The 23,911-nt window shown below is 68.5% G+C and carries 21 protein-coding genes, 1 tRNA gene and 1 other RNA gene; 15 read left to right on the top strand and 8 right to left on the bottom strand.

Features of this window, described 5'->3' with window-relative positions; translation table 11 throughout:
• Positions 1-54 precede the first annotated feature (54 nt).
• Together lhgO and AB8K43_RS02190 are read left to right on the top strand one after the other, a co-directional pair.
• Positions 55-1,272 carry an L-2-hydroxyglutarate oxidase gene (lhgO, locus tag AB8K43_RS02185; protein ID WP_370890882.1) on the top strand — a complete coding sequence of 406 codons (1,218 nt, stop codon included), beginning with the start codon at positions 55-57 and terminating at the stop codon, positions 1,270-1,272.
• A 140-nt stretch (positions 1,273-1,412) separates the two neighbouring features.
• Complete coding sequence (locus tag AB8K43_RS02190) at positions 1,413-2,594, top strand: CaiB/BaiF CoA transferase family protein (protein WP_370890884.1); 1,182 nt, start codon at positions 1,413-1,415, stop codon at positions 2,592-2,594.
• 43 nt (positions 2,595-2,637) lie between these two features.
• Here AB8K43_RS02190 and AB8K43_RS02195 read toward each other — a convergent pair whose 3' ends face one another.
• The gene (locus tag AB8K43_RS02195) at positions 2,638-3,846 is read right to left on the bottom strand and encodes a TetR/AcrR family transcriptional regulator (protein WP_370890886.1); all 1,209 of its coding nucleotides are present in this window, start codon (positions 3,844-3,846) and stop codon (positions 2,638-2,640) included.
• Between the two features lie 157 nt (positions 3,847-4,003).
• On the opposite strand from AB8K43_RS02195, the gene AB8K43_RS02200 reads away from it, so the two are divergent.
• Genes AB8K43_RS02200 through AB8K43_RS02210 form a run of 3 tightly spaced genes read left to right on the top strand, consistent with a single transcriptional unit; the run spans position 4,004 to position 7,556 of the window.
• Positions 4,004-5,146 (top strand): acyl-CoA dehydrogenase family protein, encoded by a 1,143-nt coding sequence (locus AB8K43_RS02200; protein WP_370890888.1) that lies wholly within the window; start codon positions 4,004-4,006, stop codon positions 5,144-5,146.
• Between the two features lies 1 nt (position 5,147).
• The gene (locus tag AB8K43_RS02205) at positions 5,148-6,692 is read left to right on the top strand and encodes an enoyl-CoA hydratase-related protein (protein WP_370890890.1); all 1,545 of its coding nucleotides are present in this window, start codon (positions 5,148-5,150) and stop codon (positions 6,690-6,692) included.
• Between the two features lie 9 nt (positions 6,693-6,701).
• A complete protein-coding gene (locus tag AB8K43_RS02210) occupies positions 6,702-7,556 on the top strand; it encodes a MaoC/PaaZ C-terminal domain-containing protein (protein ID WP_370890892.1) in 855 nt (284 codons plus the stop codon).
• A gap of 17 nt (positions 7,557-7,573) precedes the next feature.
• Here AB8K43_RS02210 and AB8K43_RS02215 read toward each other — a convergent pair whose 3' ends face one another.
• From AB8K43_RS02215 to AB8K43_RS02225, 3 genes are all read right to left on the bottom strand, one after another.
• Positions 7,574-9,460, bottom strand: a complete 1,887-nt coding sequence (locus AB8K43_RS02215; protein WP_370890894.1) for a propionyl-CoA synthetase — start codon at positions 9,458-9,460, stop codon at positions 7,574-7,576.
• Positions 9,461-9,599: 139 nt separating this feature from the next.
• Positions 9,600-10,454: a cytochrome c biogenesis CcdA family protein gene (locus tag AB8K43_RS02220; RefSeq protein ID WP_370890896.1), complete on the bottom strand. Its 855-nt coding sequence runs from the start codon at positions 10,452-10,454 to the stop codon at positions 9,600-9,602.
• Positions 10,455-10,473: 19 nt separating this feature from the next.
• Entirely contained in the window at positions 10,474-11,304 is an 831-nt protein-coding gene (locus AB8K43_RS02225; protein ID WP_370890898.1) for a DsbA family protein, read from the bottom strand.
• A 129-nt stretch (positions 11,305-11,433) separates the two neighbouring features.
• Between AB8K43_RS02225 and AB8K43_RS02230 the strand changes: the two genes are divergently transcribed.
• A tRNA-Ser gene (locus AB8K43_RS02230) sits at positions 11,434-11,523 on the top strand.
• Positions 11,524-11,600: 77 nt separating this feature from the next.
• On the opposite strand, the gene AB8K43_RS02235 is transcribed toward AB8K43_RS02230, so the two are convergent.
• Together AB8K43_RS02235 and AB8K43_RS02240 are read right to left on the bottom strand one after the other, a co-directional pair.
• Entirely contained in the window at positions 11,601-12,137 is a 537-nt protein-coding gene (locus AB8K43_RS02235; RefSeq protein WP_370890900.1) for a hypothetical protein, read from the bottom strand.
• Between the two features lie 114 nt (positions 12,138-12,251).
• On the bottom strand, positions 12,252-12,731 hold the full coding sequence (locus AB8K43_RS02240) for a DUF3817 domain-containing protein (protein WP_370890902.1): 480 nt from the start codon (positions 12,729-12,731) through the stop codon (positions 12,252-12,254).
• 25 nt (positions 12,732-12,756) lie between these two features.
• On the opposite strand from AB8K43_RS02240, the gene ffs reads away from it, so the two are divergent.
• The 7 genes from ffs to AB8K43_RS02275 all read left to right on the top strand — a co-directional run bounded on the left by ffs (position 12,757) and on the right by AB8K43_RS02275 (position 19,152).
• Positions 12,757-12,853: signal recognition particle sRNA small type (gene ffs, locus AB8K43_RS02245), an RNA gene on the top strand.
• Positions 12,854-12,927: 74 nt separating this feature from the next.
• Positions 12,928-14,337, top strand: coding sequence for an ATP-binding protein (locus AB8K43_RS02250; protein WP_370890903.1), 1,410 nt, complete (start codon positions 12,928-12,930; stop codon positions 14,335-14,337).
• A 25-nt stretch (positions 14,338-14,362) separates the two neighbouring features.
• Positions 14,363-15,028: a response regulator transcription factor gene (locus AB8K43_RS02255; RefSeq protein WP_370890904.1), complete on the top strand. Its 666-nt coding sequence runs from the start codon at positions 14,363-14,365 to the stop codon at positions 15,026-15,028.
• Positions 15,029-15,109: 81 nt separating this feature from the next.
• Complete coding sequence (locus AB8K43_RS02260; protein WP_370890906.1) at positions 15,110-15,469, top strand: hypothetical protein; 360 nt, start codon at positions 15,110-15,112, stop codon at positions 15,467-15,469.
• Between the two features lie 46 nt (positions 15,470-15,515).
• Complete coding sequence (locus AB8K43_RS02265; protein WP_370890908.1) at positions 15,516-17,894, top strand: DNA polymerase III subunit gamma and tau; 2,379 nt, start codon at positions 15,516-15,518, stop codon at positions 17,892-17,894.
• A gap of 99 nt (positions 17,895-17,993) precedes the next feature.
• Positions 17,994-18,593, top strand: coding sequence for a recombination mediator RecR (gene recR / locus AB8K43_RS02270; protein ID WP_370890910.1), 600 nt, complete (start codon positions 17,994-17,996; stop codon positions 18,591-18,593).
• Positions 18,586-19,152, top strand: a complete 567-nt coding sequence (locus AB8K43_RS02275) for a DUF5063 domain-containing protein (RefSeq protein WP_370890912.1) — start codon at positions 18,586-18,588, stop codon at positions 19,150-19,152. The genes recR and AB8K43_RS02275 overlap by 8 nt, the downstream gene beginning before the upstream one ends.
• A 75-nt stretch (positions 19,153-19,227) precedes the next feature.
• Here AB8K43_RS02275 and AB8K43_RS02280 read toward each other — a convergent pair whose 3' ends face one another.
• Positions 19,228-20,301 (bottom strand): ABC transporter permease, encoded by a 1,074-nt coding sequence (locus AB8K43_RS02280; protein WP_370890914.1) that lies wholly within the window; start codon positions 20,299-20,301, stop codon positions 19,228-19,230.
• Positions 20,298-21,254 carry an ABC transporter ATP-binding protein gene (locus AB8K43_RS02285; RefSeq protein ID WP_370890916.1) on the bottom strand — a complete coding sequence of 319 codons (957 nt, stop codon included), beginning with the start codon at positions 21,252-21,254 and terminating at the stop codon, positions 20,298-20,300. Before AB8K43_RS02285 ends, AB8K43_RS02280 begins: the two co-directional genes overlap by 4 nt.
• A gap of 189 nt (positions 21,255-21,443) precedes the next feature.
• Between AB8K43_RS02285 and AB8K43_RS02290 the strand changes: the two genes are divergently transcribed.
• Both AB8K43_RS02290 and AB8K43_RS02295 read left to right on the top strand, forming a co-directional pair.
• On the top strand, positions 21,444-22,724 hold the full coding sequence (locus tag AB8K43_RS02290; protein ID WP_370890918.1) for an aspartate kinase: 1,281 nt from the start codon (positions 21,444-21,446) through the stop codon (positions 22,722-22,724).
• The gene (locus AB8K43_RS02295) at positions 22,721-23,806 is read left to right on the top strand and encodes an aspartate-semialdehyde dehydrogenase (protein WP_370890920.1); all 1,086 of its coding nucleotides are present in this window, start codon (positions 22,721-22,723) and stop codon (positions 23,804-23,806) included. The genes AB8K43_RS02290 and AB8K43_RS02295 overlap by 4 nt, the downstream gene beginning before the upstream one ends.
• Positions 23,807-23,911 lie beyond the last annotated feature (105 nt).

A 23,911-nucleotide genomic window follows, 5' to 3' on the forward strand; every position in this document is an offset into this window, starting at 1 on the left:
CCCACTTTGCCACCCCGCACCCGCGCGGATGCTGGCGCGGGTGATGATGGATCGATGGATGTCGTGGTCATCGGAGCAGGGCTGGTCGGGCTTGCCATCGCTCGCCGAATCCAGCAGGTCCGGCCCGGTGCCAGCGTCCTGGTGGTCGATAAGGAAGACCATGTCGCCGCCCACCAGTCGGGGCACAACTCCGGGGTCGTCCACGCGGGGGTCTACTACCCCCCCGGGTCGTTAAAGGCCCAACTCGTCCGCCGCGGGGTGGGGCTCCTTCGCGAGTTCGCCGCCGAGCATGACGTCGCCTGGCAGGACCTGGGGAAGGTCGTCGTCGCGACGACCGGGATCGAGCAGCACCGACTGACTCAGATCGCCGAGCGCGCCGAGGCGAACGGTGTCCCGGGGGTCAACCTGCTTGGCCCCTCCGGTCTGCGCGATCTCGAACCGCACGTCGTCGGCGTCGCCGCGTTGCATTCCCCGACGACAGCGGTGATCGACTTCCCCGGGGTCGCGCGGGCACTGGCCGCGCAGATCGAGGCCGAAGGGGGTGAAGTGCGCCTGTCCTGCGAGGTCACTGGCCTCACCGAAGGGGCCGATGGCGTTTACCTCACGGCGCGTCGCGAGGTGAGCGGATCCCCCTTCGCCCACACCGAGATCCTCACCGCCCGCGAAGTGGTGATCTGCGCCGGACTCCACGCCGACCGGCTCGCGCAATTTGCAGGCGGTGCGCCAGATCCGGCCATCGTGCCCTTTCGCGGTGAGTACCACCTCCTGCGGCCGGAGCGCGCTCACCTCGTGAGCGGCCTCGTCTACCCGGTGCCCGATCCGCGCTACCCATTCCTCGGGGTCCACCTGACCCGCCGGGTCGACGGCAGCGTCGACGTGGGCCCCAATGCGGTGCTTGCGTTGGCACGGGAAGGGTATGGCCGGATGGATCTCAACTGGGCCGATGTGCGCGACTATGCGCGCTCGCCGGGGCTGCGTTCGATGGCTCGAGAACACTGGCCGACGGGCGTCCGCGAGGTCCTCGGATCGGTCTCGGGGCGGCGCTTCGTCGACGCGGCGAGGCGCTATGTCCCCGAGCTTCGGGCGGCGGACCTCACCCGGGGCCCGAGCGGGGTCCGGGCGCAGGCGCTCGATCGCGATGGATCGCTGGTCGACGACTTCGTCATCGAGCGTTCGGGTGCGGTGACCGCGGTCCGTAATGCCCCGTCTCCGGCCGCCACCTCATGCCTGGCGATCGCCGAGCACGTGGTCGATCGACTCGCATGGGCCTGACGATCGGGTCAAGCGCCTGAAGTTAACGCTCATTGACGTTGCTGGCGATCGGTGTTTGACTACCGGAGGCCACCGCTAAGGCTGCTCCGGGACCTATAGGGCGCGTTTCGTTTCATGCGAAGAGGTCACGAGGTGAACGGATGAGTACACCGGGTGGTTCGTCGCCGGTCCCCCCACCAGCTGGCCCGCTCGCCGGCGTCACTGTCCTTGAACTCGGTGGCATCGGTCCCGGCCCGTTCGCCGGGATGATGCTGGCCGATCTCGGCGCGCGGGTGATCCGCCTGGTGCGGGGGCCGGGGTGGGATCGCTACCCGATCCTGCATCGAGGGCGCACCGCCATCGACGTCGACTTAAAGGACCCCGCAGGCGCCGCCGCAGTGCGCACCATGGCGGCCGGCGCGGACGTCGTGATCGAAGGCTTTCGACCCGGGGTCGCCGAGCGGCTCGGTCTTGGTCCCGAGGACCTGCTTGCGGTAAATCCGGGACTGGTCTATGGCCGGATGACCGGTTGGGGCCAGGAGGGTCCGTGGGCTGACACTCCTGGGCATGACATCAACTACCTCGGCCTGACCGGGGCGCTCCATGCGATCGGCGAGAAGGGCCGTGACCCGGTCCCTCCGTTGAACCTGGTGGCAGATTTTGGTGGCGGCGGGATGCTCTTGGCCTATGGCATCGCCTGCGCCCTCTTGAGCACCCGAGCTACTGGCAAGGGGCAGGTGGTTGATGCCGCGATGGTCGATGGAGCCTCGTCGCTCATGGCGATGACCTACGGCTTCCTCTCGAGCGGGATGTGGATCGACGAGAGGGGGTCCAATCTCTTGGACGGCGCCGCTCCCTTCTATCGGACCTACCGGTGCGCGGACGAAGGACACATGGCGGTCGGGTGCATCGAGCCACCGTTCTACCGCGCCTTCTTAGAGGTACTGGACCTCTCCGACGACGAGCTCTTCTCCCAGCAGCTTGATCGCTCCCGGTGGGACGAGCAGGCCGAGCGCATCGCCGCGATCTTCGCGACGAAACCGAGGGCCGATTGGGAGGATGCGTTTGCGCGCACCGACGCCTGCACGACACCGGTGCTCTCGATGACCGAAGCCCCCCATCACCCTCACGTCGCGGCGCGGGCGACCTTCGTCGAAGTCGATGGCGTGATGCAACCGGTGCCAGCACCGAGGTTCTCGGCCACCCCCGCGCCGCTGCCCCCGCGGATGTCGGCTGACCGCGCGTCGATCGAGCGCGCGCTCGCTGATGTTGGGATCGGTGCCGAAGAGGCGGCCGGCCTGATCGATGCCGGTCTGGTGGCCGTGCCGCAACAGCAGATCTGAGGCGGACCCGGGGCGGGAGAGTCACCCCGCGAGCCGCTATTTGCTAGGAGAGGATGGAGCGGGCGAGACGGTAGAGCTCGTCGGCGAGATCGGGGCGGCGAGAGAGGGCCGAGGATCGGACACACTCGATCACCATCCCTTGGACCGCGACGGCTAGGGCACTCGCCTGCGAGCTCGTGAGGTCGGGGCGGGTTACGGCGAGACAATGAGCCCACTCCTCCACGACCAGCCGCGCCCGCATGCGTCGTCGCGCCTTCGCGTCGTCGGTCAGGTGATAGCGCTCCGTGACGGCGACCGCGACGAGATCACTGTTGTCAACGCAGATCTGCGCGTACGAGCGGAGCAGCCGATCGAGGGCGTCCTCGGCGCTCACCGCATGCCGCAGCGCCTCACTCACCCCAGCGACGACGCGGTCGCCAGCGCGGTCGATGGCGGTGGTGAGCAGTTCCTCCTTGTTGTCGAAGTGGCGGTACGAAGCCGATGCCGTGACGCCGACCGCCTCGGCGATGTCGGCCAGCGACACACCTCCATACCCGCGCTCTCGAAAGAGCGCGATTGAGGTCTCAAGGAGTCGCTCGCGTCGGGAGGAGCGGGTCCAGATCCCCGTGGGCTGTGGGTTCGGACGAGACGGGGGAGGCAAGCGGACGCTCAGGAGGCGTGCCATCGCGTCCGACAGGAGCGCGTTCGCCCGGTCATGGGGGAGGTCAGTTAACGCCCGTTCGCCGCCAATGAGCATGCCTGCGGAGGCGCGGATGGTGAGGCCCGCGTCCTCGACGCGAAGGTGCGGGTGGACCGCCCCGACGACGGGACCCCACATCGCCTGGAGCTCGGCCCAGCGTTGCGAGAGTGGCGCGGCGAGCCCCGCGTCCAGCCCCCACAGGTGGCGCACCGACACGGTCAAGGCCGCCGTGTGTTCGAGGCCGACGGCCACCGACCGTGACATCAGGTGATCGAGCGTAGGGCGAGATTCCCACCCTTCGGCGCGTGCTTGCGCGAGCACAGCGTGGGTCGCGGCGACCATGTCATCGAGCAGGCCCGTGCCGATCTCGGCTACCAACGCCTCCTTGCTCGCGATATGGCGATACACCGCCGGTCCGCTGATCCCGACCGCGGCACCGATGTCGTCGATCCCCACGCTGTTGTATCCCCGCTGCCGGAAGAGGTGGGCGGCCGCATCGACGATCTGGGCCCGACGCTGTCCGGCAGGAAGGCGCGTCCGGGTCTCCCGGCGGTGAGAGGGGGTGCCGGTCACGCACATCTCCTGCGTGGTGAACGGTCGTGCATGGCAAGGAGTCTACTGGGCGAGCGAGGACAGGGGTTGAGGATGCTTAAGTTAACGTGCATTGACTATGCCAGGGCTGGGTAGGTACGTTGCCCTCGACGAGCAGGCAACCAAGGAAGTGACCGAGATGTCGACGCGCACGGCGGGCCCTGTTGGTCAGGTGGCGGGCCTCTCCCTTGCATCAGGTGAGTTCCCCGCACACGAAATGGCCCTGCGCCAGGAGGTGCGCGATTTCTTGGCGGACCAGAGCTTCACCCCGATCGCTGACTCATGGGTCGGTGCCTACGACCCGGAGTTCAGCGCGGCCCTCGGCGAGCGGGGCTGGGTCGGCATGACGATTCCCGTCGAGTACGGCGGTGGTGGGCGCAGTCCGCTCGAGCGGTACATCGTGGTCGAGGAGTTGCTGGCGGCCGGTGCGCCGGTCTTCGCCCACTGGGTCGCTGACCGGCAGATGGCGCCGAGCCTGCTGGCGTACGGCAATGAATCCCTGAAGCAGCGGTGGCTGCCCGCGATCGCGAGCGGGCGGTCATACTTCGCGATCGGGCTGTCGGAGCCCGACGCTGGCTCAGATCTGGCATCGATTCGCACCCGCGCCGAGAAGGTGCCCGGCGGCTGGGAACTCACCGGCGCGAAGGTCTGGACCTCCATGGCGCCCCATGCTCACGCGATCGTGGTTCTGGCCCGGACCGAGCCCGCACGCCGAGATGACCGGCACGGCGGCCTCACCCAGTTCGTGGTGGCACTGCCGAGCGAAGGCGTGACAGTGCGGCCGATCGAAGGGATGAATGGCTCGGAGCACTTCGGCGAGGTGGTGTTCGACCGGGCCTTCGTGAGGGACGACGAGGTCCTCGGTGAGCCCGGACGAGGCTGGCAGCAGGCCAACGCCGAGCTGGCTTACGAGCGCAGCGGTCCCGAGCGGGTGCTCTCGACTGCGGTCCTCTTGCCCAGTGTGAAGGGGGCCGAGCGTGGCCGCCTCCTCGCGCGTTTGTGGGCCCTGCGTCAGGCGTCGATCGCCGTGAACGCGGCGATCGAGCGAGGGACGCCGCCGGAGGTTCAGGCCGTGATGGTCAAGGATCTAGGGACCCAGTTCGAAAATGAGGTCGTCGACGCCGCCCTGGCGAGCCAACGGATCGAGCCCGACCCAGGGTCAGCCGATGGTCTCGCAAGGCTCATCGCCACCGCACGACTCAACTCCCCGACCTTCACCCTGCGCGGCGGAACCACCGAGATTCTGCGCGGCATCATCGCTCGCGGTCTGGGGGTGCGCTGAGATGAGCTCAGAGCAGGACGAGATTGCGAGGATCCTTGAGCGAATGCTCGGTGACGGCGCGGATTTCGCTGCATTGGCGGACGGCGGCTTCGTCGGGATTGGCCTACCTGAGGTGCTCGGCGGCAGTGGCGGCACCGTGGCCGACGCCGCCGTCGTGCTGGACGCGGCAGCGTATGCCTTCCTCGACGGGCCGGTAGCGGAGACGGGGTGGCTTGCCGGATGGCTCCTCACGTCCTCGGGGGCGCACGCCCCGACGGGCCGGGCGAGCGCCATCGCTGGCGACATCGAGATCGACGGCGAGCGCGTCTCGGGTCACTTCCGCCGCGTCCCACAGGCCGATCGCGCCGAAGAGTTCGTCATCCTCGGTCGTGGATTCCTCGCGCGAGTGGCCCGAGACGCCGTTCAGGTGGAGCCAGGCCGGAATCTCGCCGGGGAGGACCGCTCCACCGTGACCTTGTCCCACGCCGCGGCCGAGATCCTGCCTACGACCATCACGGCGGAACAGTTCCGGCTGCGCGGTGCCCTGGCGCGAGCGATCCAGATCAGGGGCGCGGCGCGTCGAGCGCTGGAGCTCAGCGTCAGGTACGCGAGCGAGCGCGAGCAGTTTGGCCGCCCGATCGCCCGCTTTCAGGCGGTGCAGCATCTCCTCGCTCAGATGGCCTCGGAGACCTTCCTCATCGAGAGCAGCACTCGGGCGGCGGTCGCTTTGGTCGGGACAAGCGGTGAGGCTTTCGCGAGCGCCGCGGCGAAGCAGAACGCCTCCGAGGCCGCAGCTCGGATCGCTCGAGCCGCCCACCAAGTCCACGGAGCCATCGGGACGACCCGCGAGCACGACCTCCATCGGGCCACAACGCGCCTCTGGTCCTGGGCCGAGGAGTTTGGCGGCGCGGCGGAGTGGGCCGAGAAGATCAACGATTGGAGCACCGCCGAGGTGGACCTCTGGGCCGGCGGCGACCTCACCATGATCGACGGGATGGAGAACTCGCCCCTCGTCGGGCGCGCGACCTTGACCGAGCATGTCCATCGCGTCGCGCTCGCGATGGATGACCTGGATAAGCCGTCGATCGCTGCGGTCAATGGCGTCGCCGTGGGGGCGGGCATGGACATGGCGCTGATGTGCGACATCCGTTACATGGCGAGACGCGCGCGGATGAGTGAGGGTTATGTGACGCTCGGGCTCGTGCCGGGCGACGGCGGCGCCCATTACCTCCCGCGCATCGTCGGGGTAGCCAAGGCGCTCGAGTTGCTGCTGACCGGTGATGCGGTGGGGGCCGACGAGGCGTTGGCGATCGGGCTGGTGTCACGGGTCGTAGATGACGCCGACCTTCTGGCCGAGACTCAGGCGTTTGCTGCTCGGCTCGCCGCGGGACCGCCGGTCGCCACCCGGCTCATCACGCGCGCCGTTCACCTCAGTTTGCACAACGACCTACGGACCAACTTGGACCTCATCTCGTCGTACATGGGTCTGGCTGCCACCAGCGACCACGCTCGAGAGGCGCGGGATGCCTGGCGTGAGCGGCGCCCCCCGAAGTACCACAGAGGCTAGGGCGCTGACATGGTGATGAACCGCGCGGTAGTCGGTGCAAACCAAGAACCCGCCCTGTCCCGGTGGGACCACCGGGACGCGATCATCTATGCGCTCGGGGTAGGGGCCGGGCAGCAGGACCCGCTCGCCGAGTTGCAGTTCACGACCGAGAACTCGAGCGCAGTCATCCAGCAGGTGCTCCCCGCCTTTGGCGTCGTCGTGGGGATGACGCACGGCAACCGTCCGGACCTCGGCGACTTCCCGCGGTCGCAGGTCCTCCATGGCGACCAGGGCTTCGTCGTACACAAGCCTCTTCCCGTTGAGGGAAGTGCCCGGATCTCATCGGTGGTCACCGGCATGTACGACAAGGGCAGTGGGGCACTCGTCACGATCGAGACCACCTTGACCGACGCCGACGCGGGTGACCTCTTCATGACCAGCACGACGGGGCTGTTTGTCCGAGGCGAAGGGGGTTTCGGCGGCGACAAGCAACCAGGCTCGCAGGGGAAGATCCCCCTTCGCCGCCCCGATCACGAACTCACCGCGACCGTTCGAGAGGACCAGGCACTCCTCTACCGTCTCTCCGGCGACCGCAACCCCTTGCACTCCGATCCGGAGTACGCGCGTCAGGGCGGGTTTGAGCGCCCGATCCTCCATGGGATGTGTACGTATGGGATCACCTCGCGGCTCCTGATCAATGCGCTGTGCGAGGGCGATGCCACCCGTGTCTCCGGTATGTATGGACTGTTCAGCAAGCCAGTCATGCCGGGTGAGGCCCTCACGGTGACGGTCTGGACCGACGGCGGGCGGGCGATCTTCCAGACCCGAGACAGTTCCGGTGATGTCGTCCTCGACCGGGGCACCTTCGACTACCGAGCGCGGTGATGGTGGGCCGCGAGCCCCTAGCCGCGCAGGATCGGGCCCAGGGTGTCGAGGACCGAGGCGTCCTCGATGGTTCCGGGCACGTTCGGCGTCTTCCCATCGGCGATCTCGCGCATGGTCTTGCGCAGGATCTTCCCCGAGCGGGTCTTCGGCAGGCCGCCGACGATGTCGATCTGCTTGAGGGAAGCCACCGCGCCGACCTCGTCGCGCACGCGCTGGACGAGTTCCTGACGGATCCGATCCCCTTCGGCCTCGGCGTCAACGTTGCCCTTGAGCACCACCAGACCGCGGGGGATCTGCCCCTTGAAGTCGTCGGCAACGCCGATCACCGCGCACTCGGCGACGTCCGGGTGTCCCGCGAGCGCCGCCTCGATCGATCCCGTGGAGAGGCGGTGACCAGCAACGTTGAGCACGTCGTCGGTGCGGCCCATGACGAAGAGGTAGCCGTCCTCATCGATCATCCCGCCATCGCCGGTGAGGTAGTAGCCCTCGTAGGCGGTGAGGTAACCCGAGACATAGCGCTCATCGTCCTGCCACAAGGTCGGGAGGGTGCCGGGCGGCATCGGGAGCTTGATGCAGATCGCGCCCTCGTTGCCGGGCTCGCACTCGGCCCCGACCTCGTCCAGGACCTGCACGTCATAGCCAGGGACACGCACCGACGGGGATCCCGCCTTGATCGGCATGGGCTCGAGACCACGCAGGTTTGCCGCGATCGCCCAGCCAGTCTCGGTCTGCCACCAGTTGTCCACGACCGGGACGCCGAGGATCTTGCTCGCCCACTCGTAGGTGTCCGGGTCGAGTCGCTCGCCCGCGAGGAAGACATTGCGCAGGGCGCTCAGGTCGTACCCGGCCTTGAGCTCGGCCCCAGCGTCCTCGCGCTTGATCGCTCGGTAGGCCGTCGGTGCGGTAAACATCGCGACCGCGCCGTACTCGCCCATGATCCGCCAGAAGGCGCTCGCGTCAGGAGTCCCGACCGGCTTGCCCTCGTAGACGATCGTCGTCGCACCGGTGAGCAGCGGGGCGTAGACGATGTAGGAGTGGCCGACGACCCAGCCGACGTCGGACGCCGTGAACCAGACCTCGCCGGGGTGCACGTCGTAGATGTTTTCCATCGACCACCGCATGGCGACCGCATGCCCGCCGTTGTCGCGGACGATCCCCTTGGGGCGGCCCGTGGTCCCGGAGGTGTAAAGGATGTAGAGCGGGTCGGTCGCGGCGACCTCGACGCAGTCGACAGGCTCCGCGCCCTCCATCAACTCGCCCCAGTCCACATCGCGCTCGCCCATGTCGGCGACGGCCTGCTCGCGCTGGAGCATGACGACCTTGTCCGGCTTGTGCTCGCTGCGCTCGATCGCCGCATCGAGCATCGGCTTGTAGGCGATGACCCGATTCGGCTCGATGCCACACGACGCCGAAACGATGACCTTCGGGGTGGCGTCTTCGATCCGCGCCGCGAGCTCGGCCGGGGCGAACCCACCAAAGACCACCGAGTGGATCGCGCCGAGGCGCGCGCAGGCGAGCATCGCGATGACCGCCTCGGGGACCATCGGCATATAGACGACGACCCGATCGCCCTTCTCGACGCCGAGGGAGCGCAGGCCCCCGGCGAACCGAGAAACCTGGTCGAGCAACTCGTCGTAAGTGAGGCGCCTCTTGGTGCCCGTCACGGGCGAGTCATAGATGATCGCGTCCTGGCCGCCGCGGCCGTCGCGCACGTGACGGTCGACCGCGTTGAAGCAGGTGTTGAGCGTCCCGTCGCTGAACCAGCGGTAGAAGGGCGGGTTGCTGTCGTCGAGCACCGTCGACGGGGGAGTGATCCACTCGATGGCCGAAGCGGCCTCACCCCAGAAGGCGTTCGGGTCGGAGATGCTCTGCTCGTATGCCGATGCGTAGGCGCCATTGCTCATAGCCCCATCGTGGCGGGAGCGGCGATGGGTGACCACAGCGGGTCGCCCTTCGCCCGGCGAACGTGGCGCGAGACGCGCCGAGCGGCTGCCTGGATGCCGAAATCTCCTCGGCGACGGCACGGTGGGGGCGGGGCTGGGGCTAGCGGGCGCGTCGCCAGGCGACCGTAAGCGCGCCGAGCGCGATCGCCGCTGGCAGGGTCCACCAGGGGATCGCCCCCAACGAGTTCATCACCCATTGCTGCGCCCCAAGTTGGAGCGAGCTCAGGTCGATCCGGGTCAGGGTCTGCAGACTGGCCCCACCGTCGTAGACGAGGAAGAGGACACCGACGGCGATAAAGAGCGCGCCGGAGAGGACCGAGGTGGTGTGAAGGGGGATCCGCCACCGCCCAAGCGGGATCTCGATGACCCGTCCGCGGACGAACGACCGCGAACCGAGGTCGAGGCGCTCCCAGAGCAGCGCGAGGAGGAAGAGCGGGACGCTCATCCCGAGCGCGTAGAGGGCGAGCAGCACGCCCCCTTCGGCCGCGGTCCCGGTCGTCGCCGCAAGGGTGAGAATCGCACCGAGGGCTGGCCCAGCGCAGAACCCGGCGACACCGTAGACAGCCCCCAGTCCGGCCGTGGCGAACCAGCTCGCGAGCCCCCCGGCGCGAGCGGTCGTACCGAAATGAGCGGTCCGTTGTTGGATCGGGCGCGCCCACGGCAGGACACCGCGACCCAGAGCCGTGAGGACACCGAGGCCAATCAGCAGCCAGCCCGCCACCTGGATGACGATGCCTCGATGCTCGGTGACCGCACCGACGACGCTGCGCACCCCTAATCCGAGCGGGACGAGCACGGCCATGAGTCCGAGCGCGAAGACCGCCGTCCGCGCGATCAGGCGGCGCCGGGACGCGAAGGCGTAGGCGAAGAAGGAGGGCAAGAGGAGCGCGCTGCAGGGAGAGAGCAGCGACAAGGCGCCCGCCACCAGCGCGACCGCCCAGGAGACCTCGATCATCGGTACGGGTAGGCGCGGATCAGGACGTCCCCTTCAGCACCTTGTCGATGACGGCATCGAAGGCCTCGACCGGCTGGGCGCCTTGGACGGGCTGGCCGTTGATGAGGAAGGACGGGGTGCCGCTGATCCCGAGGTCCTGCGCCTCGCGGCCGTCGCGCTGGATGTCTTGAAGGAGTTTTTCGCTCGTGAGGTCTTTGGCGAAGGCGTCCTGATCGAGCTGTAACTGCGCGGCGATCTCGCGCATGCGGGTATCGGTCAGCGCCCCGGAGTTTGGGGGTGCCATATCGGAGTAGAGCGCATCGTGGAACTCCCAGAACTTGCCCTGCTCGGCTGCGGCTCGGGCGCCGCGGGCGGCGACCAGCGAATCCGGACCGAGGTAGGGGAAGTCGCGCCACTCGACGCGCACCGTCCCGTCCTTGATGTAGTGCTCGAGCTTCGGCGCGATATCCGTGGCGAAGAGGCCGCAGTAGTGGCACTGGAAGTCGCTCCAGTTGACGATGACGACGGGCGCGTCGACGCGGCCGAGCGCGAGCGGGTCACCCTCCGTGCGACGGGCGTGGTCAGGGAAGGGGGCATCGGATTGGCCCTGCGTGCTGGGGGTCGCCTGCGACGTCGTCGGCGATCCACTGCTCCCGGTCGCGGCCGCGGTCTGGTCGGAATCGGACGCGGACGAGCCACCGAGCGCCGGGATGAGGAAGAACCCCAGGGTGACCACGATCGCGACGGCCGCGACGACAAGGGGAGTGCGAGGCGATCGACCCGACGAGGGTGCCGGTGCGTCCTCGACCGCGCGTGCGTCGGCCTCCGGCATGGGGCGTTGGTCCGGGTCGGGCGGGGTGGGGGTGCTCATCGGGCGGCTTTCGGGGCGTGGTCGGTGGGCGACCTCCAGGATAGGCAAAGCGGCCGGAGACCTCCCTTCGGCCGGGCTCGGGAGGCGACGATTTCGGGGAGGGGCGCGCGCTCAGGTACCCTCCGCGGTGGAGGATTCGCATAGTGGCCTAGTGCGCACGATTGGAAATCGTGTTGGGGATGAAACCCCTCGCGGGTTCAAATCCCGCATCCTCCGCCAGCCGAAAGGGCCCCGCTCAAGCGGGGCCCTTTCGCATGCCATCGGACGTCGACAGCGCGCCGAGGTGGGATGGGTGATCAGCGGTCGCAGGAGCCGCGGCCGACGGTGAAGCATCCCTTGTCGTTGGTGCTCACCAAGTTCTGCGAGGTCGTCGACGTCAGCTCCAGACACACGGTGGTGTCCCTCTCGGCACCTACGCCGATGTCGTAGCCGAAGGTGATGTCCCAGCATGCGCCGCGGGCGAGTTCCGACGTCGTGGTGATGGTCGCCGTCCCCCAGCCGCGGGACCCCGAGTAAGTCCCCTGGTAGTTGAACGTGACGGTGCTGTTCGTCACGAGGCTTCCGGTGGCGGTGGGCCGCGAGTTGGCACCCGAGTAGGTCCACTTCAGTCGACTGCCAGCGGCCAAGGTGGTGTCCACCGCGCAGACGCGGTAGGTCAGCAGGTTGGTGCCGATCAGTGGGTCGAAGCAGGTGACGCGGGTCACCTGGATGTCGGGCTGCGAGGCAGCCAAGGCCGGGGCCGCTGCACCAATGACGATCGCGGGCGCCGCCCAGGCGGCGCCCTTAGCGATCGCGCGTCGGGAGGGCCCAGCAAGCAGGGCGGTGGGGGACATCGCGAAAAACTCCTCGAGGCGGGGTGGTCGCCCCTGAGGGCGACCCACGAGCCTATGCCGCCGTCGTGGTTACTCGCGATTCGGAAGGAGCGGCCACTGACGAGAAGGGGGCGGTCAGCGCGCCCAGGGGACGGGCGGGCCGATCCACAGCAGGATCGCCGTCGCGACCGCCACGACCGCGGCCCCAGCCACCAACGACAGGACCGGGTAGCGAAGGGCGGTATCCAGGCCACGTTCGGGCAGGCTGAGCGACTCCCCTTCGCGCGTCGCAACCGAGGTCCCGGGACCGACTCGCCACGGGCCCTCGACGAGCCCGTGCTTCTCGGCGTGCTTGTCGAACCACAGCGTCGCCCACGGCGGGATCGCCGCGGCGAGCGCGAAGAAGGCGGTCTTGGTCGACCAGCGCTGGTTGATCCACAGGGCGAGCGCGACGAGGACGTAGGCGAGGAAGACCACGCCGTGGATGAGGCCGAAGACGCGAACGCCCAACTCGGTCGTCTTGGTCACGTACTTCAAGACCATGCCGATGATGAGCAGGGTCCAGGTGATGGCTTCGGCGGTGGATGCGGTGCGAAAGAGGGTGCGAGGAGTCATGTCCTGATCGATAGTAGAGTGATCCCTCGGCACCCCGCGTGGTGGTACCTCTCCGAACTCCCCCAGGGCAGGAATGCAGCAAGGGTAGGAGAGCTCTTCCAGGTACGCGGGGTGTCCTTTATGCCCCGAAAAGCTGAGCATCGCCCCGGCGTCGCCCCACCCCGGCCACCTCGTGGACCAGGCAAGATGAGGGCGCATGAGGAGACTGACGGTCCGCAGCCGGGTGCTGCTCACCGTGCTCGCGCTGGTCGCGACCGGGCTGATCGTCGCCGGAGCCGTCTCCCACGTCGTCGCCTTGGGCAATCTGCGGGACGACGCCCAAGAGTCGCTGGAGCAAGAGGTGGCTGAGTTCCGGGCGCTCGCGACGAAGGGGGTCGACCCGCAGACCGGGCAGCCCTTCGCCGATGTCGAGCAACTGCTGCGGGTGGCGATGGAGCGCAACGTCCCGTCCTCGGATGAGACGATCGTCACCTATGTCGGGGGACGTCCCCAGCAGTACTCCGGAGGCGGAGATGCCGCGGTCGCGGGGGCCGAGGAACTTCGCGAAGCGGTCGAGAGCCTCCCGCCCACGGGGACCCGGGTCGTCTATCGAGATGTGCGGATCGACGGACGCGACTACCGGATCGCTGCAGTACCCGTGCGGATCGGGGATGGTCCGCGCGCCGGGTCCTATGTCGTCGTTTACGACGTCTCGGCAAACCTCTCGCGCCAGTACCGCCTCACCCAGACCTACGCCGCGGTGTCCCTCGTCTCGCTGGCCCTGATCGGGATCGCGGCGTGGTTCATCATCGGGCGGCTGCTCCGCCCCCTTCAAGATCTGCGCGATGCGGCGCTGCGAACGAGCGAAGAGGATCTCACTCAGCGGGTCCCGGTTCGCGGCGGCGACGACGTGTCTCAATTGGCGCAGGCCTTCAACACGATGGTCGGCCGGTTGGAAGAGGCCTTCGCCGAGCAACGCCGGCTGATCGACGATGCCGGGCACGAACTGCGGACTCCGGTCACGATCCTTCGTGGGCATCTAGAACTGCTCGACCCGAGCGATGTCGATGACGTGAGCGAAACGCGCGAGTTGTTGCTCGACGAGACCGACCGGATGGGACGCCTCGTCGAGGACCTCATCTTGCTGGCGAAGGCCGAGGGCGAGCAGTTCGTCGATCTCGTGCCCGTCGACCTGGCCGAACTCACCGAATCGATCCTCACCAAGGCTCGCGGGCTGGCCGACCGGGACTGGCGCCTTGATGGAGTCGCACCGGTGGTCGTGCGCGCCGACCCGCACCGGATCACGCAGGCAGTACTGCAACTCGCCCACAACGCGGTGAAGTTTGGCCCCGACGCCTGCGAGATCGCGATCGGGAGCGCCGCCGAAGGGGGGATCGCTCGCCTGTGGGTGCGCGATCAGGGTCCGGGGGTGGCCGAGGGCGATCGGGAGCGCATCTTCGAGCGCTTCGGGAGGGCCGAGACCGGGCGAGGTATCGAAGGATCCGGCCTCGGTCTCGCGATCGTCAGGGCCATCGCCGAGGCGCATGGCGGGAGCGTCGCCGTGACCGATGCCCCAGGCGGTGGTGCCATCTTCACCATCTCCCTTCCGCTAGAGACCGAGCCGTGACCGACCGAGCCCCCAAGGAGGGCCCATGAGCAGCATCTTGATTGCCGAGGACGAGCGGCGGATCTCCTCCTTCGTCGACAAGGGCCTGCGCGCCGCCGGGTACACCACCACGGTGGTCGCCGACGGAGACGCCGCCTTAGACCTTGCACTCACTGGCGAGTTCGATCTGTTGGTGCTCGATATCGGGCTCCCCGGCAAGGACGGTTTCGACGTCCTCGCGGCCCTGCGGGGAAGCGGTTCGAGCGTGCCGGTCATCATCTTGACCGCGCGCGATTCGGTGTCGGACACCGTGACCGGGCTCGAAGGGGGCGCCGATGACTACATGGCCAAACCCTTCCGCTTCGAGGAGCTGCTCGCCCGGGTCAAGCTGCGCCTGCGCGATGCCTCTGGCGGGGCGACCGGGCCCACCTCGGAGTTGCGCCACGGCGACCTCGTCCTCGATGTCCGAACCCGTCAGGCACGGGTCGCCGACCGAGTCATCGACCTCTCCTCGCGGGAGTACTCGCTCGCCGAGACCTTCATGGAGCACCCGGGGCAGGTCCTGTCTCGGGAGCAGTTGCTCTCGCGCGTCTGGGGGTACGACTTCGATCCCGAGTCCAATGTTGTCGACGTCTACGTGCGTTACCTGCGCCGCAAGCTCGGCGCTGAGCGGATCGAAACGGTCCGGGGGATGGGCTATCGGATGCCCTAGGCCTGCCTTCCGCGCCAAAGATGAGAGCCTTCTCATCTTTGCCTCCTGCGCCTCTCATCACCCATCACCAGGGTGGAGCCCATGACGATGACGCGGTGGGTGGTGCTGGCGGGGATGGGCGTCGTGAGCGTGGCGATCGGGGCAGTTGTCGCGGCGGTCATGATGGTCGGAGGAAGTGCCTCCGGCTCCGATGAGGGCATCCGCCTCGAGCAGACCGCGACCGCCGACGGTGATGCCGTGGTCGCTCCCGACTCCGATCGTGAGCACGCCGTGTTGGGACCCGATGGGGTGAGTGCCGTGCCGCGGCCGACCACAACGAGCCGCCCTCCCGCGCCAGCCCCGAGGGCGAGCCAAGCTCCGGCGGCTCCGCGTCCCGTCGCGCCTCCCGTTCGAACCTTCGTCGGCGATGACGACGATGACGATGATGATGACGACGACTAGGCGCCGGCGCTAACGGTTGTCAGCGAGCGCGGCTAGGGTCATCGCCGTGAGCACCGCCCTCTACCGCCGCTATCGGCCAGAGTCCTTCGCCGACGTCATCGGGCAGGAGCACGTCACAGAGCCGCTCATGCAGGCACTGCGGACGGGGCGGGTCAACCACGCCTACCTCTTCAGCGGGCCGCGCGGGTGTGGCAAGACGACCAGCGCCCGCATCCTCGCTCGCTGCCTCAACTGCGAGCAGGGCCCGACCCCGCAGCCCTGCGGTGTCTGCGACTCCTGCGTGGCGCTCTCGCGTGGGGGCGCTGGGACCGTCGATGTGATCGAGATCGACGCCGCCAGCCATGGTGGCGTCGATGACGCCCGCGACCTGCGCGAACGCGCGTCGTACGGCCCGGCGCAGAGCCGCTACAAGATTTACATCATCGACGAGGCGCACATGGTGACGCCGCAGGGCTTCAACGCACTGCTGAAGATCGTCGAGGAGCCACCCGAGCACGTGAAGTTTGTCTTCGCGACCACCGAACCCGAGAAGGTCATCGGGACGATCCGCTCGCGGACACACCACTACCCCTTCCGGCTGGTCCCGCCCGCTCGCCTCCACGACTACATGGAGCAGTTGTGTGAGGCCGAAGGGGTGGCCGTCGAGCCGGGCGTGCTGTCCTTCGTCGTGCGCGCGGGGGGTGGGTCCGTGCGGGACTCGCTGTCGGTTCTCGACCAGTTGATCGCCGGGAGTGGCTCAGAGGGTCTGACCTATGAGGGCGCGGCGTCGCTGTTGGGCTTTACCGATGGCGAGCTCCTTGACGCGACGGTCACCGCGCTCGCCGCGGGGGATGCCGCCGGGGTCTTCTCGCAGATCGACGCGGTCGTCGAGACCGGCCTGGACCCCCGCCGCTTCGTCGAAGACCTGCTCGAGCGGCTGCGCGACCTGATCATCATTGCCGCCTCGCCCGATGGTGCGGGAGCGATCCTGCGCGGCTACCCGGCCGATCAGGTGGACCGGATGCGTCAGCAGTCGGCAGCCTTTGGGCCGGCGTCGCTCTCGCGGGCTGCCGACCTCGTCAACGCGGGCCTCACCGAGATGACCGGCGCGACCTCCCCTCGGCTCCAGCTCGAGTTAATCGCCGCCAGGGTCCTGCTGCCTGGAGCCCACGGCGAAGGGGGCTACGCCAGTCGCCTCGACGTGATCGAGCGTCGGCTCGATATCGCTGGGGCCTCCAATGACCCGGCGCCGGCGCCCGCAGGTGCGGTGGCCCAGGGTCCGCGCCCGACCACCTCGTCTCAGCCGCCGCCGTCTGCGCCGCCAGCTCGCCCCAACCCGGTCGCCGCGCCGCAGCCGGTCCCCTCCAGGTCGGCGGAGCCCCCGGCGTCGGTCGAACCTCCGGCGTCGGTGGAACGCGCGCAGCCGCGTCAGGCGCCCGAGCATCCCGAGCCCAGTGCCCCGCCGACGCAGGAGACCCCGGTCGCCGCTCCCGAACCAGCCGCTCCAGCTGCGGCGATGCCATCGTGGGCCGGTGGGGGCTCAGCGGCGGCGAGCGCGCCCGAGGCGAAGTCCTCGGCTCCCGGATCCCTCGATCTCGAGGCGTTGCGCCGGTCCTGGCCCGATGTCGTCTCCCGGATCGCCCGCAAGCGGCGAGCGACCTGGGCCTTCGTCGATCAGCACGCTCAGGTCCAGGCCTACGACGGCCGGCGCCTCACCATCTCGATGACCACCGTTGGCCTGGCCAATGCCTTCCGCCAAGGCCAGCACGCCGAGGTCGTGCGCGAGGCACTGCGCGACGAGCTCGGTATTGACTGCATGGTCGAAGCGATCGCGAGCGACGGGCCACCACCATCGAGTGATGGTCCGGCCTGGGCCGGTGGCAGTGCCGCCGGAGCCGGTGACGCGGCGCCCGCTGGGGCCAGTGCCCGCCCTGCGGAGGTCGGCGGACCAAGGACTCCGCCTGCGAGTGACGCGGCCGAGAAGGCGAGCGGGGGTGATCGTGAGGGCGCACCGAGGGCGCGCGCCGCCAGCGACGAGCGTGCCACCCCCGACTGGTCCACCGCCCCATCCGACCCGTCGTCGACGCCTGCCTGGGCGAGTGCGGATCCGAGCGCAGCTCCCGACTGGGCGACGGGCGCCCCGAGCGCGCGCGGTGACGGTGCTCCTGCGCAGCCCGCCGGTGCTCCCGGTCCCGACGAACAGCCAGCCGAGACCACGAGTGAGGCGGCCTCGGGTCCGGATCCGAGCAGCGGCCCCGATTCGCCGCTCAGCCCCTTGGAGCGAGCCCGCCTCGCCGCGGCTTCGTTGCCGGATGAGGTCGAGCACGAGGTCGACGATTCCGCGGTGAGCGAGGACGACGAGGACATCATCGAGGCGGGGGAGGCCGGGCCGGCCGTGATCGAGCGGCTCCTCGGCGGGACTGTCATCCACGACGAACCCTCCTGATCGTCCGCGGCGACGGGCACCCCTTCGGCCCATAGCTTGAGGCGATCGGCGCGGCGCGGAGACCGACCATTGTCGGTGCGAAGGCGTATGGTCCTCTTCGTGTACGAAGGCGTGGTTCAAGACCTGATCGACGAACTCGGGCGGTTGCCCGGGATCGGGCCCAAGAGTGCCCAGCGCATCGCCTTCCATCTCCTCCAAGCCGATCCGCAGGATGTCCAGCGGCTCGCGAGCGCGCTCACCGAGGTCAAGGCGAAGGTCCGCTTCTGCACGATCTGTGGCAATGTCGCCGAGGCCGAGCAATGCCGGATCTGCTTGGACCCGCGCCGCGACCCCAGCTCGATCTGCGTGGTCGAGGAGGCCAAGGATGTCGTCGCGATCGAGCGGACGCGCGAGTTCCGTGGCCGCTACCACGTCCTCGGCGGCGCGATCAGTCCCCTCGACGGCATTGGCCCGGATGATCTGAGCTTCCGTGAACTCATGGCGCGCTTGGCCTCCGGCGAGGTCACCGAGTTGATCCTCGCGATGGACCCCAACCTCGAAGGGGAGGCCACCGCCGCCTATATCGGGCGGCTCCTGAAGGACTTCGATGTGCGCATCACCCGGCTCGCGTCGGGGCTGCCCGTCGGCGGCGACTTGGAGTATGCCGACGAGGTGACCCTCGGGCGGGCCTTCGAGGGAAGGAATCTGCTCAATGCCTGATCAGCCCGTGGACGATAACGCCCTGCTCGCGCAGGAGTGCGCCCTCGATGCCCGCGCCTATCTCACGACGGTGACCGAGGTGGCGAGTGGGGTCGCGCCCGACTCCGCGATCCCGTACTGCCTGCTCGCCCTCGCCCAGATCCAGTTGACCGGTGCCCGACTGGGCGCGATTGCCGATGTGGTGCCGGAGCAGCGCTTCGAAACCGACCCCGGGCCGGATGTCGAGCTCGACCCCCTTCGCGCCGGGATCGCGCAACTCTTCGAGGGGCTCGATGACTACGCCGATGTCGTCGACCCGGTGATGAGTGCCGAGCTCACGAGCGGCTCGCTCAGCAACGACCTCACGGTGATTGCTGGAGCCCTGACTCACGGCCTCGCGCACTACGACGCCGGGCGCAGTGACGAGGCCCTCTGGTGGTGGCAGTTCAGCTATCTCTCCGACTGGGGCGAGCGAGCCGCGATGGCGATCCGCGTCCTGCAGTCACTGCTCGCGCACCTGCGCCTTGACGCCGATGAGGACGTGGTGGCCGAGGCGGAGTTCGACGCCCTCAACCGCTGACCGCACGCCACCGACGAAGGGGGTGGACGACAACTCGTCGTCCACCCCCTTCGCGTGCCGCGGCCATCATCCCCGCTAGGCGACCCTCGTGCCGCTCGGGAGCTTCTTGATCGGCGTGCGCAGGCGACGGTGAGCGACCGCCGCCGAGCCGGCACCGAGGAGGATGTAGAAGATCAGACCGTACGGCCAGACCGCGCCCGTCTTGGCCACCTGCTCCATGGACTGAGGGTCGGCTTCTGGCTCCCCGTAGCCGTAGCACTCGTTGATGGGCTGGGGCGGAGGGCCGGACTTGGCCAATCGCACCCCGTAGGAGATGTAGCGCAGCGGCGTGAATGCTTCTTCGGGCTGCATCTTGCCGGACGTCGGCCGGGTCGGTGAGGCATCGGCGACCACGGTGAAGGGGTTGATGGCGAGCATCCACCACGTGCGCTCGGTGTGGATGACATCGCGCCGCTCGGTCTGCACGACGCAGTCCTTGATCGTCGGAGTCTTCTCCCCGGTCGGGTCATCCAGCCAGAAGGATTCCGGGATGCTGCGGACTTTCACGTCCTCCTTCGTCGTGACCAGGAAGAAGGACATGATGAAAACGATCGCGGTCAAGAAGACTAAGCCCGCCGTCGTGAGGTAGGTGAGGACCGCCGAGGCGACCGGACGGGCGACCAGCGAGGAAAACATCAGCCCGAGCGCGCACACCGCGCCGAGCACGATGGCGAGGACGATCACCGCCCGCACGGCACCCCAGAAGTCGACGCCGCGTTGCGCGTACCCAAAGAGGAGGAAGGGGACGGCGATGGCGAGGAAGGTCAAGGCGATCGCCCACGCGGCGACCAGCTTGCCGATCACGATGTCTCCGGCCGTCAATAAGGTCGTCTGCATCGTCGCGAGCACCCCGTGCTCGCGATCACCGTTGATCGACGTGGCCGTCAGCGCCGGCATGACGAGCATGCCGAGACCGAGCACGAAGAAGAGGACGACGTCGTAGGTGCTGCCGCCGTCGGGGAATTGCGACTGACGCTGAGCGAGGTAGGTCAGCACGGTGATCCCCGCGATGATCGCTCCCCAGAGGCCGAGGGCGACATACCACCGCGTGCCCCGGGCGCGCTGTTTGAGCTCGAGGCGGGCGATCGTGCGGATGCCGTTGATGCTCATGCTCGGTCCTCCGTCATCGCGAGGTAGGCGGCCTCGAGACTGCCTTGTGCCGGGGCGAAACTGGTGATGGGGATCTGCTGGGCGACGAGGCGGCGCAGGAGGTCGACGGCCGCGGTCTCGCTCGCCACTTCGACCTCGACGAAGGTCCCGGCGTGGACCGGCTGGAGCCCGTGGGTGGTGAGTGCCGCTCGCAGCGCCTCGGGTTCGGTTGCCGCGATCCGATACGTGATCGCGACCGGAGCGTGGCCGACCCTTTGGGCCTCCACGGTGCGCCCTCGGGCGACGATCACCGCTCGGTCGGCGACTTCTTGCAACTCGGTCAGGATGTGACTGCTCACGAGGACCGTGCGGCCCTGCGCCGCGAGTGAGCGCAAGATGTCGCGAAGTTCGATCCGGCTCCGAGGGTCGAGGCCCGAGGCGGGTTCGTCGAGGATGAGCACGCTCGGCTCGTTGACGAGCGCCCGGGCGAGCCCGAGCCGCTGCTTTTGTCCGCGTGAGAGCACCCGCGCGGGCCGATCGGCGAGATCGTCAAGGTGAAGGAGGGCGAGGAGGCGGGCGATCCGGTCCGCGGCTTCCCCCTTCGGCAGGTGGTAGGCCGAGGCGACGATCGAGAGGATCTCGCGCACGGTGAGCACATCCCAGGTCCCGAAGCCATCCGGCATCCAGCCGATCCGAGCGCGGACCGCTGCCGGGTCGGTGACCGGGTCATGGCCATCGATCCGAATCGTCCCGGCGTCGGGGACGAGCAGGCTCGCGAGCATCAGCATCAGGGTGGTCTTGCCCGAGCCGTTCGGTCCGATGAGGGCGGTCACTTCGCCGGGGTGAGCGACGAAGGAGATGTCATCGACCGCGAGGACGGGGCCGAAGCTGCGTCGTGCATGGTCGACGACGATGCCGGCGGCTGGCGCTGGAGGCCCGCCCGGCGTCGCTGAATACTCGGTATGTGTGCTCATGATGGTGACTGTAGACCCGGCCGCCACGGTGTCGGCGCAGGCACGGCGAACCGGCGGCTAATCCCCAGGCGCTTCTCAGTGAAGGGCGATGGCGGGCGGCCCCTCAGCGGCTCGCGGCCCTCGCGTACCCTTAGGCGCGGGGTCTATCCCCAGCGTGTCGAGATCGAAGCCACCCGGAAAGTCACTGCATTGAGCCTGGTTGTCCAAAAGTACGGCGGTTCCTCCCTCGCCGACGCCGAGAGCATCAAGCGGGTCGCGAGTCGGATCGTCGAAACCAAGAAGGCCGGGCACGACGTCGTCGTGGTGGTCTCGGCGATGGGAGATAGCACCGACGAGTTGCTCGATCTCGCCCACGAGGTGAGCCCGATGCCGCCGGCGCGCGAGGTCGACATGCTCCTCACGGCCGGTGAGCGGATCTCGATGTCCCTCGTCGCGATGGCGATCGCTCAACTCGGGCGGACCGTGCGCTCCTTCACCGGAAGCCAGGCCGGGGTGATCACCGATGCCGCGCATGGCAAGGCTCGGATCATCGACGTGACGCCGGGGCGCATCACTGAGGCGGTCGCCGAAGGGCACATCGTGATCGTCGCGGGCTTCCAGGGGGTGAGCGCAGAGGGTAAGGAGATCACCACCCTCGGGCGCGGCGGCTCAGACACCACCGCGGTGGCGCTCGCCGCGGCCCTGCACGCCGATGTCTGTGAGATCTACTCCGACGTCGATGGCGTCTTCACCGCCGACCCGCGCATCGTCCCGTCGGCTCGCAAGCTCGAGGCGATCTCCCACGAGGAGATGCTCGAGATGGCCGCCTCGGGCGCCAAGATCCTCCACCTGCGGTGCGTCGAATATGCGCGCCGCTTCGACATGCCGATTCACGTCCGGTCCTCCTTTTCCACCAAGGACGGCACCTGGGTGACGAGCGATGGCACGCACTGGACCGAAGGAGAAACCGTGGAAGACCCGATCATCGGCGGCGTCGCGCACGACCGCAGCGAGGCCAAGATCACCGTCGTCGGCGTTCCCGACAGCCCGGGTAAGGCGGGCGAGATCTTCCGGGCCGTCGCCGACGCCCAGATCAATATCGACATGATCGTCCAGAATGTCTCGGCGACCGATACGGGGCTGACGGACATCTCCTTCACCCTGCCGAAGGCCGATGGCCAGAGCGCGGTTCAGGCCCTCAGCCGGCTCCAGCCGACGGTGGGCTTCGCTCAGATCCAGTACGACGACCAGGTGGGCAAGCTCTCCCTGGTCGGCGCCGGAATGCGCACGCACCCGGGGGTCTCCGCCACCTTCTTCAGCGCGCTTGCCGACGCTGGTATCAACATCGAGATGATCTCGACCTCCGAGATCCGGATCTCGGTGATCACCCGCGCCGACCAACTCGATCGCGCCGTTCAGGCCCTACACACCGCCTTCGGGCTGGACTCCAGCGACGGCGAGGCCGTCGTCTACGGCGGCACCGGGCGGTGAGCCTGCTCGCGTCTCCTGAGACCACTGGCCGCCCGACGGTGGCCGTGGTGGGAGCCGTCGGACGCTTCGCCCAGGCCGTCTTGCACGCCATGGCAATGCGGACCGATTGCTGGGGCGAGATTCGGCTGCTCGCTCCGACGATGACCACCCGCACCCTGACGGTGCGCGGTCGCGAGCAACGGATCGAGTTGCTGACCGAGGAGTCGCTGCAGGGCGTCGACATCGCCTTGTTTAACCTGCCGGGCCCGCAGACCGCCGCCTGGAGCGAGCGCGCCGTCGCCGCCGGTGCGGTCGTCGTCGACGCCAGCCATGCACATCGCTTCGATGACGAGGTTCCGCTCGTGGTGCCGGGCATCAACGGCGACCGGGCACTCGATCGTCCGCGCGGGATCGTCTCCCTTCCGGGGCCGGTCACCTGGGCCCTCATCGATGCCGCGCATGTCCTGAACCAAGGGTGGGAACTCCAACTCCTCGTCGTCACCGGCCTCATTGCCGCCGCCTCTCACTCCGATCGGGGTATTGCGCGGCTCCGGGCCGAAAACGAGGCCGTGCTGTCGTACCCCACTGCGGGCCAGGCGCCCGGAGATGTGCGGGCGGCGACCTCAGACCTGCCGGACGATTCCCCCTTCCCGGCCCCCCTCGCGATGAATGTGATCCCCTGGGTGGGCCGCCCCGGAGAAGGGGGATGGACCTCCACCGAGTTGGGCCTGCGCCGAGAAATCGTCAAGATCCTCGAGATCCCTCACGTGCCCGTCGTCGCGACCCTCGTGCAGGTGCCCGTCGTCTCATCGCATTCGATGTCGATCCACGCACGGTGCGCTCGCTCCGTGCAACCCGAGAAGGTCCGCCGGGCGATCATCGAGGCGCCCTCGCTCGTGATCCTCGACGACGTGGCGACTGGAGAGGTGCCGACCCCCATCGACGTCGCCGGGATTGACCCGCGCTTCGTCGGCCGCGTGCGCCAGCCCGAGGGGCTCGGGCACACCATCGACCTCTTCTTATCGGCGGACACGATTCGTCGTGGCGCCGCGGCCATGGTCGAAACCGCCGAACTCATCGCGGTCGACCTCCACCGCTCCTAACGAGCGAACCGCCTCGCCCGCTCCGGCGTCATAGGGGCGAACAGCTGCCATCCAGGTCTCAGATCGGGCACGATCTCGTCGCTTTCTCATGTTACTGGTGTTACT

It is taken from the genome of Janibacter sp. GXQ6167, from assembly GCF_041365945.1.
Classification (GTDB): domain Bacteria; phylum Actinomycetota; class Actinomycetes; order Actinomycetales; family Dermatophilaceae; genus JBGFSK01.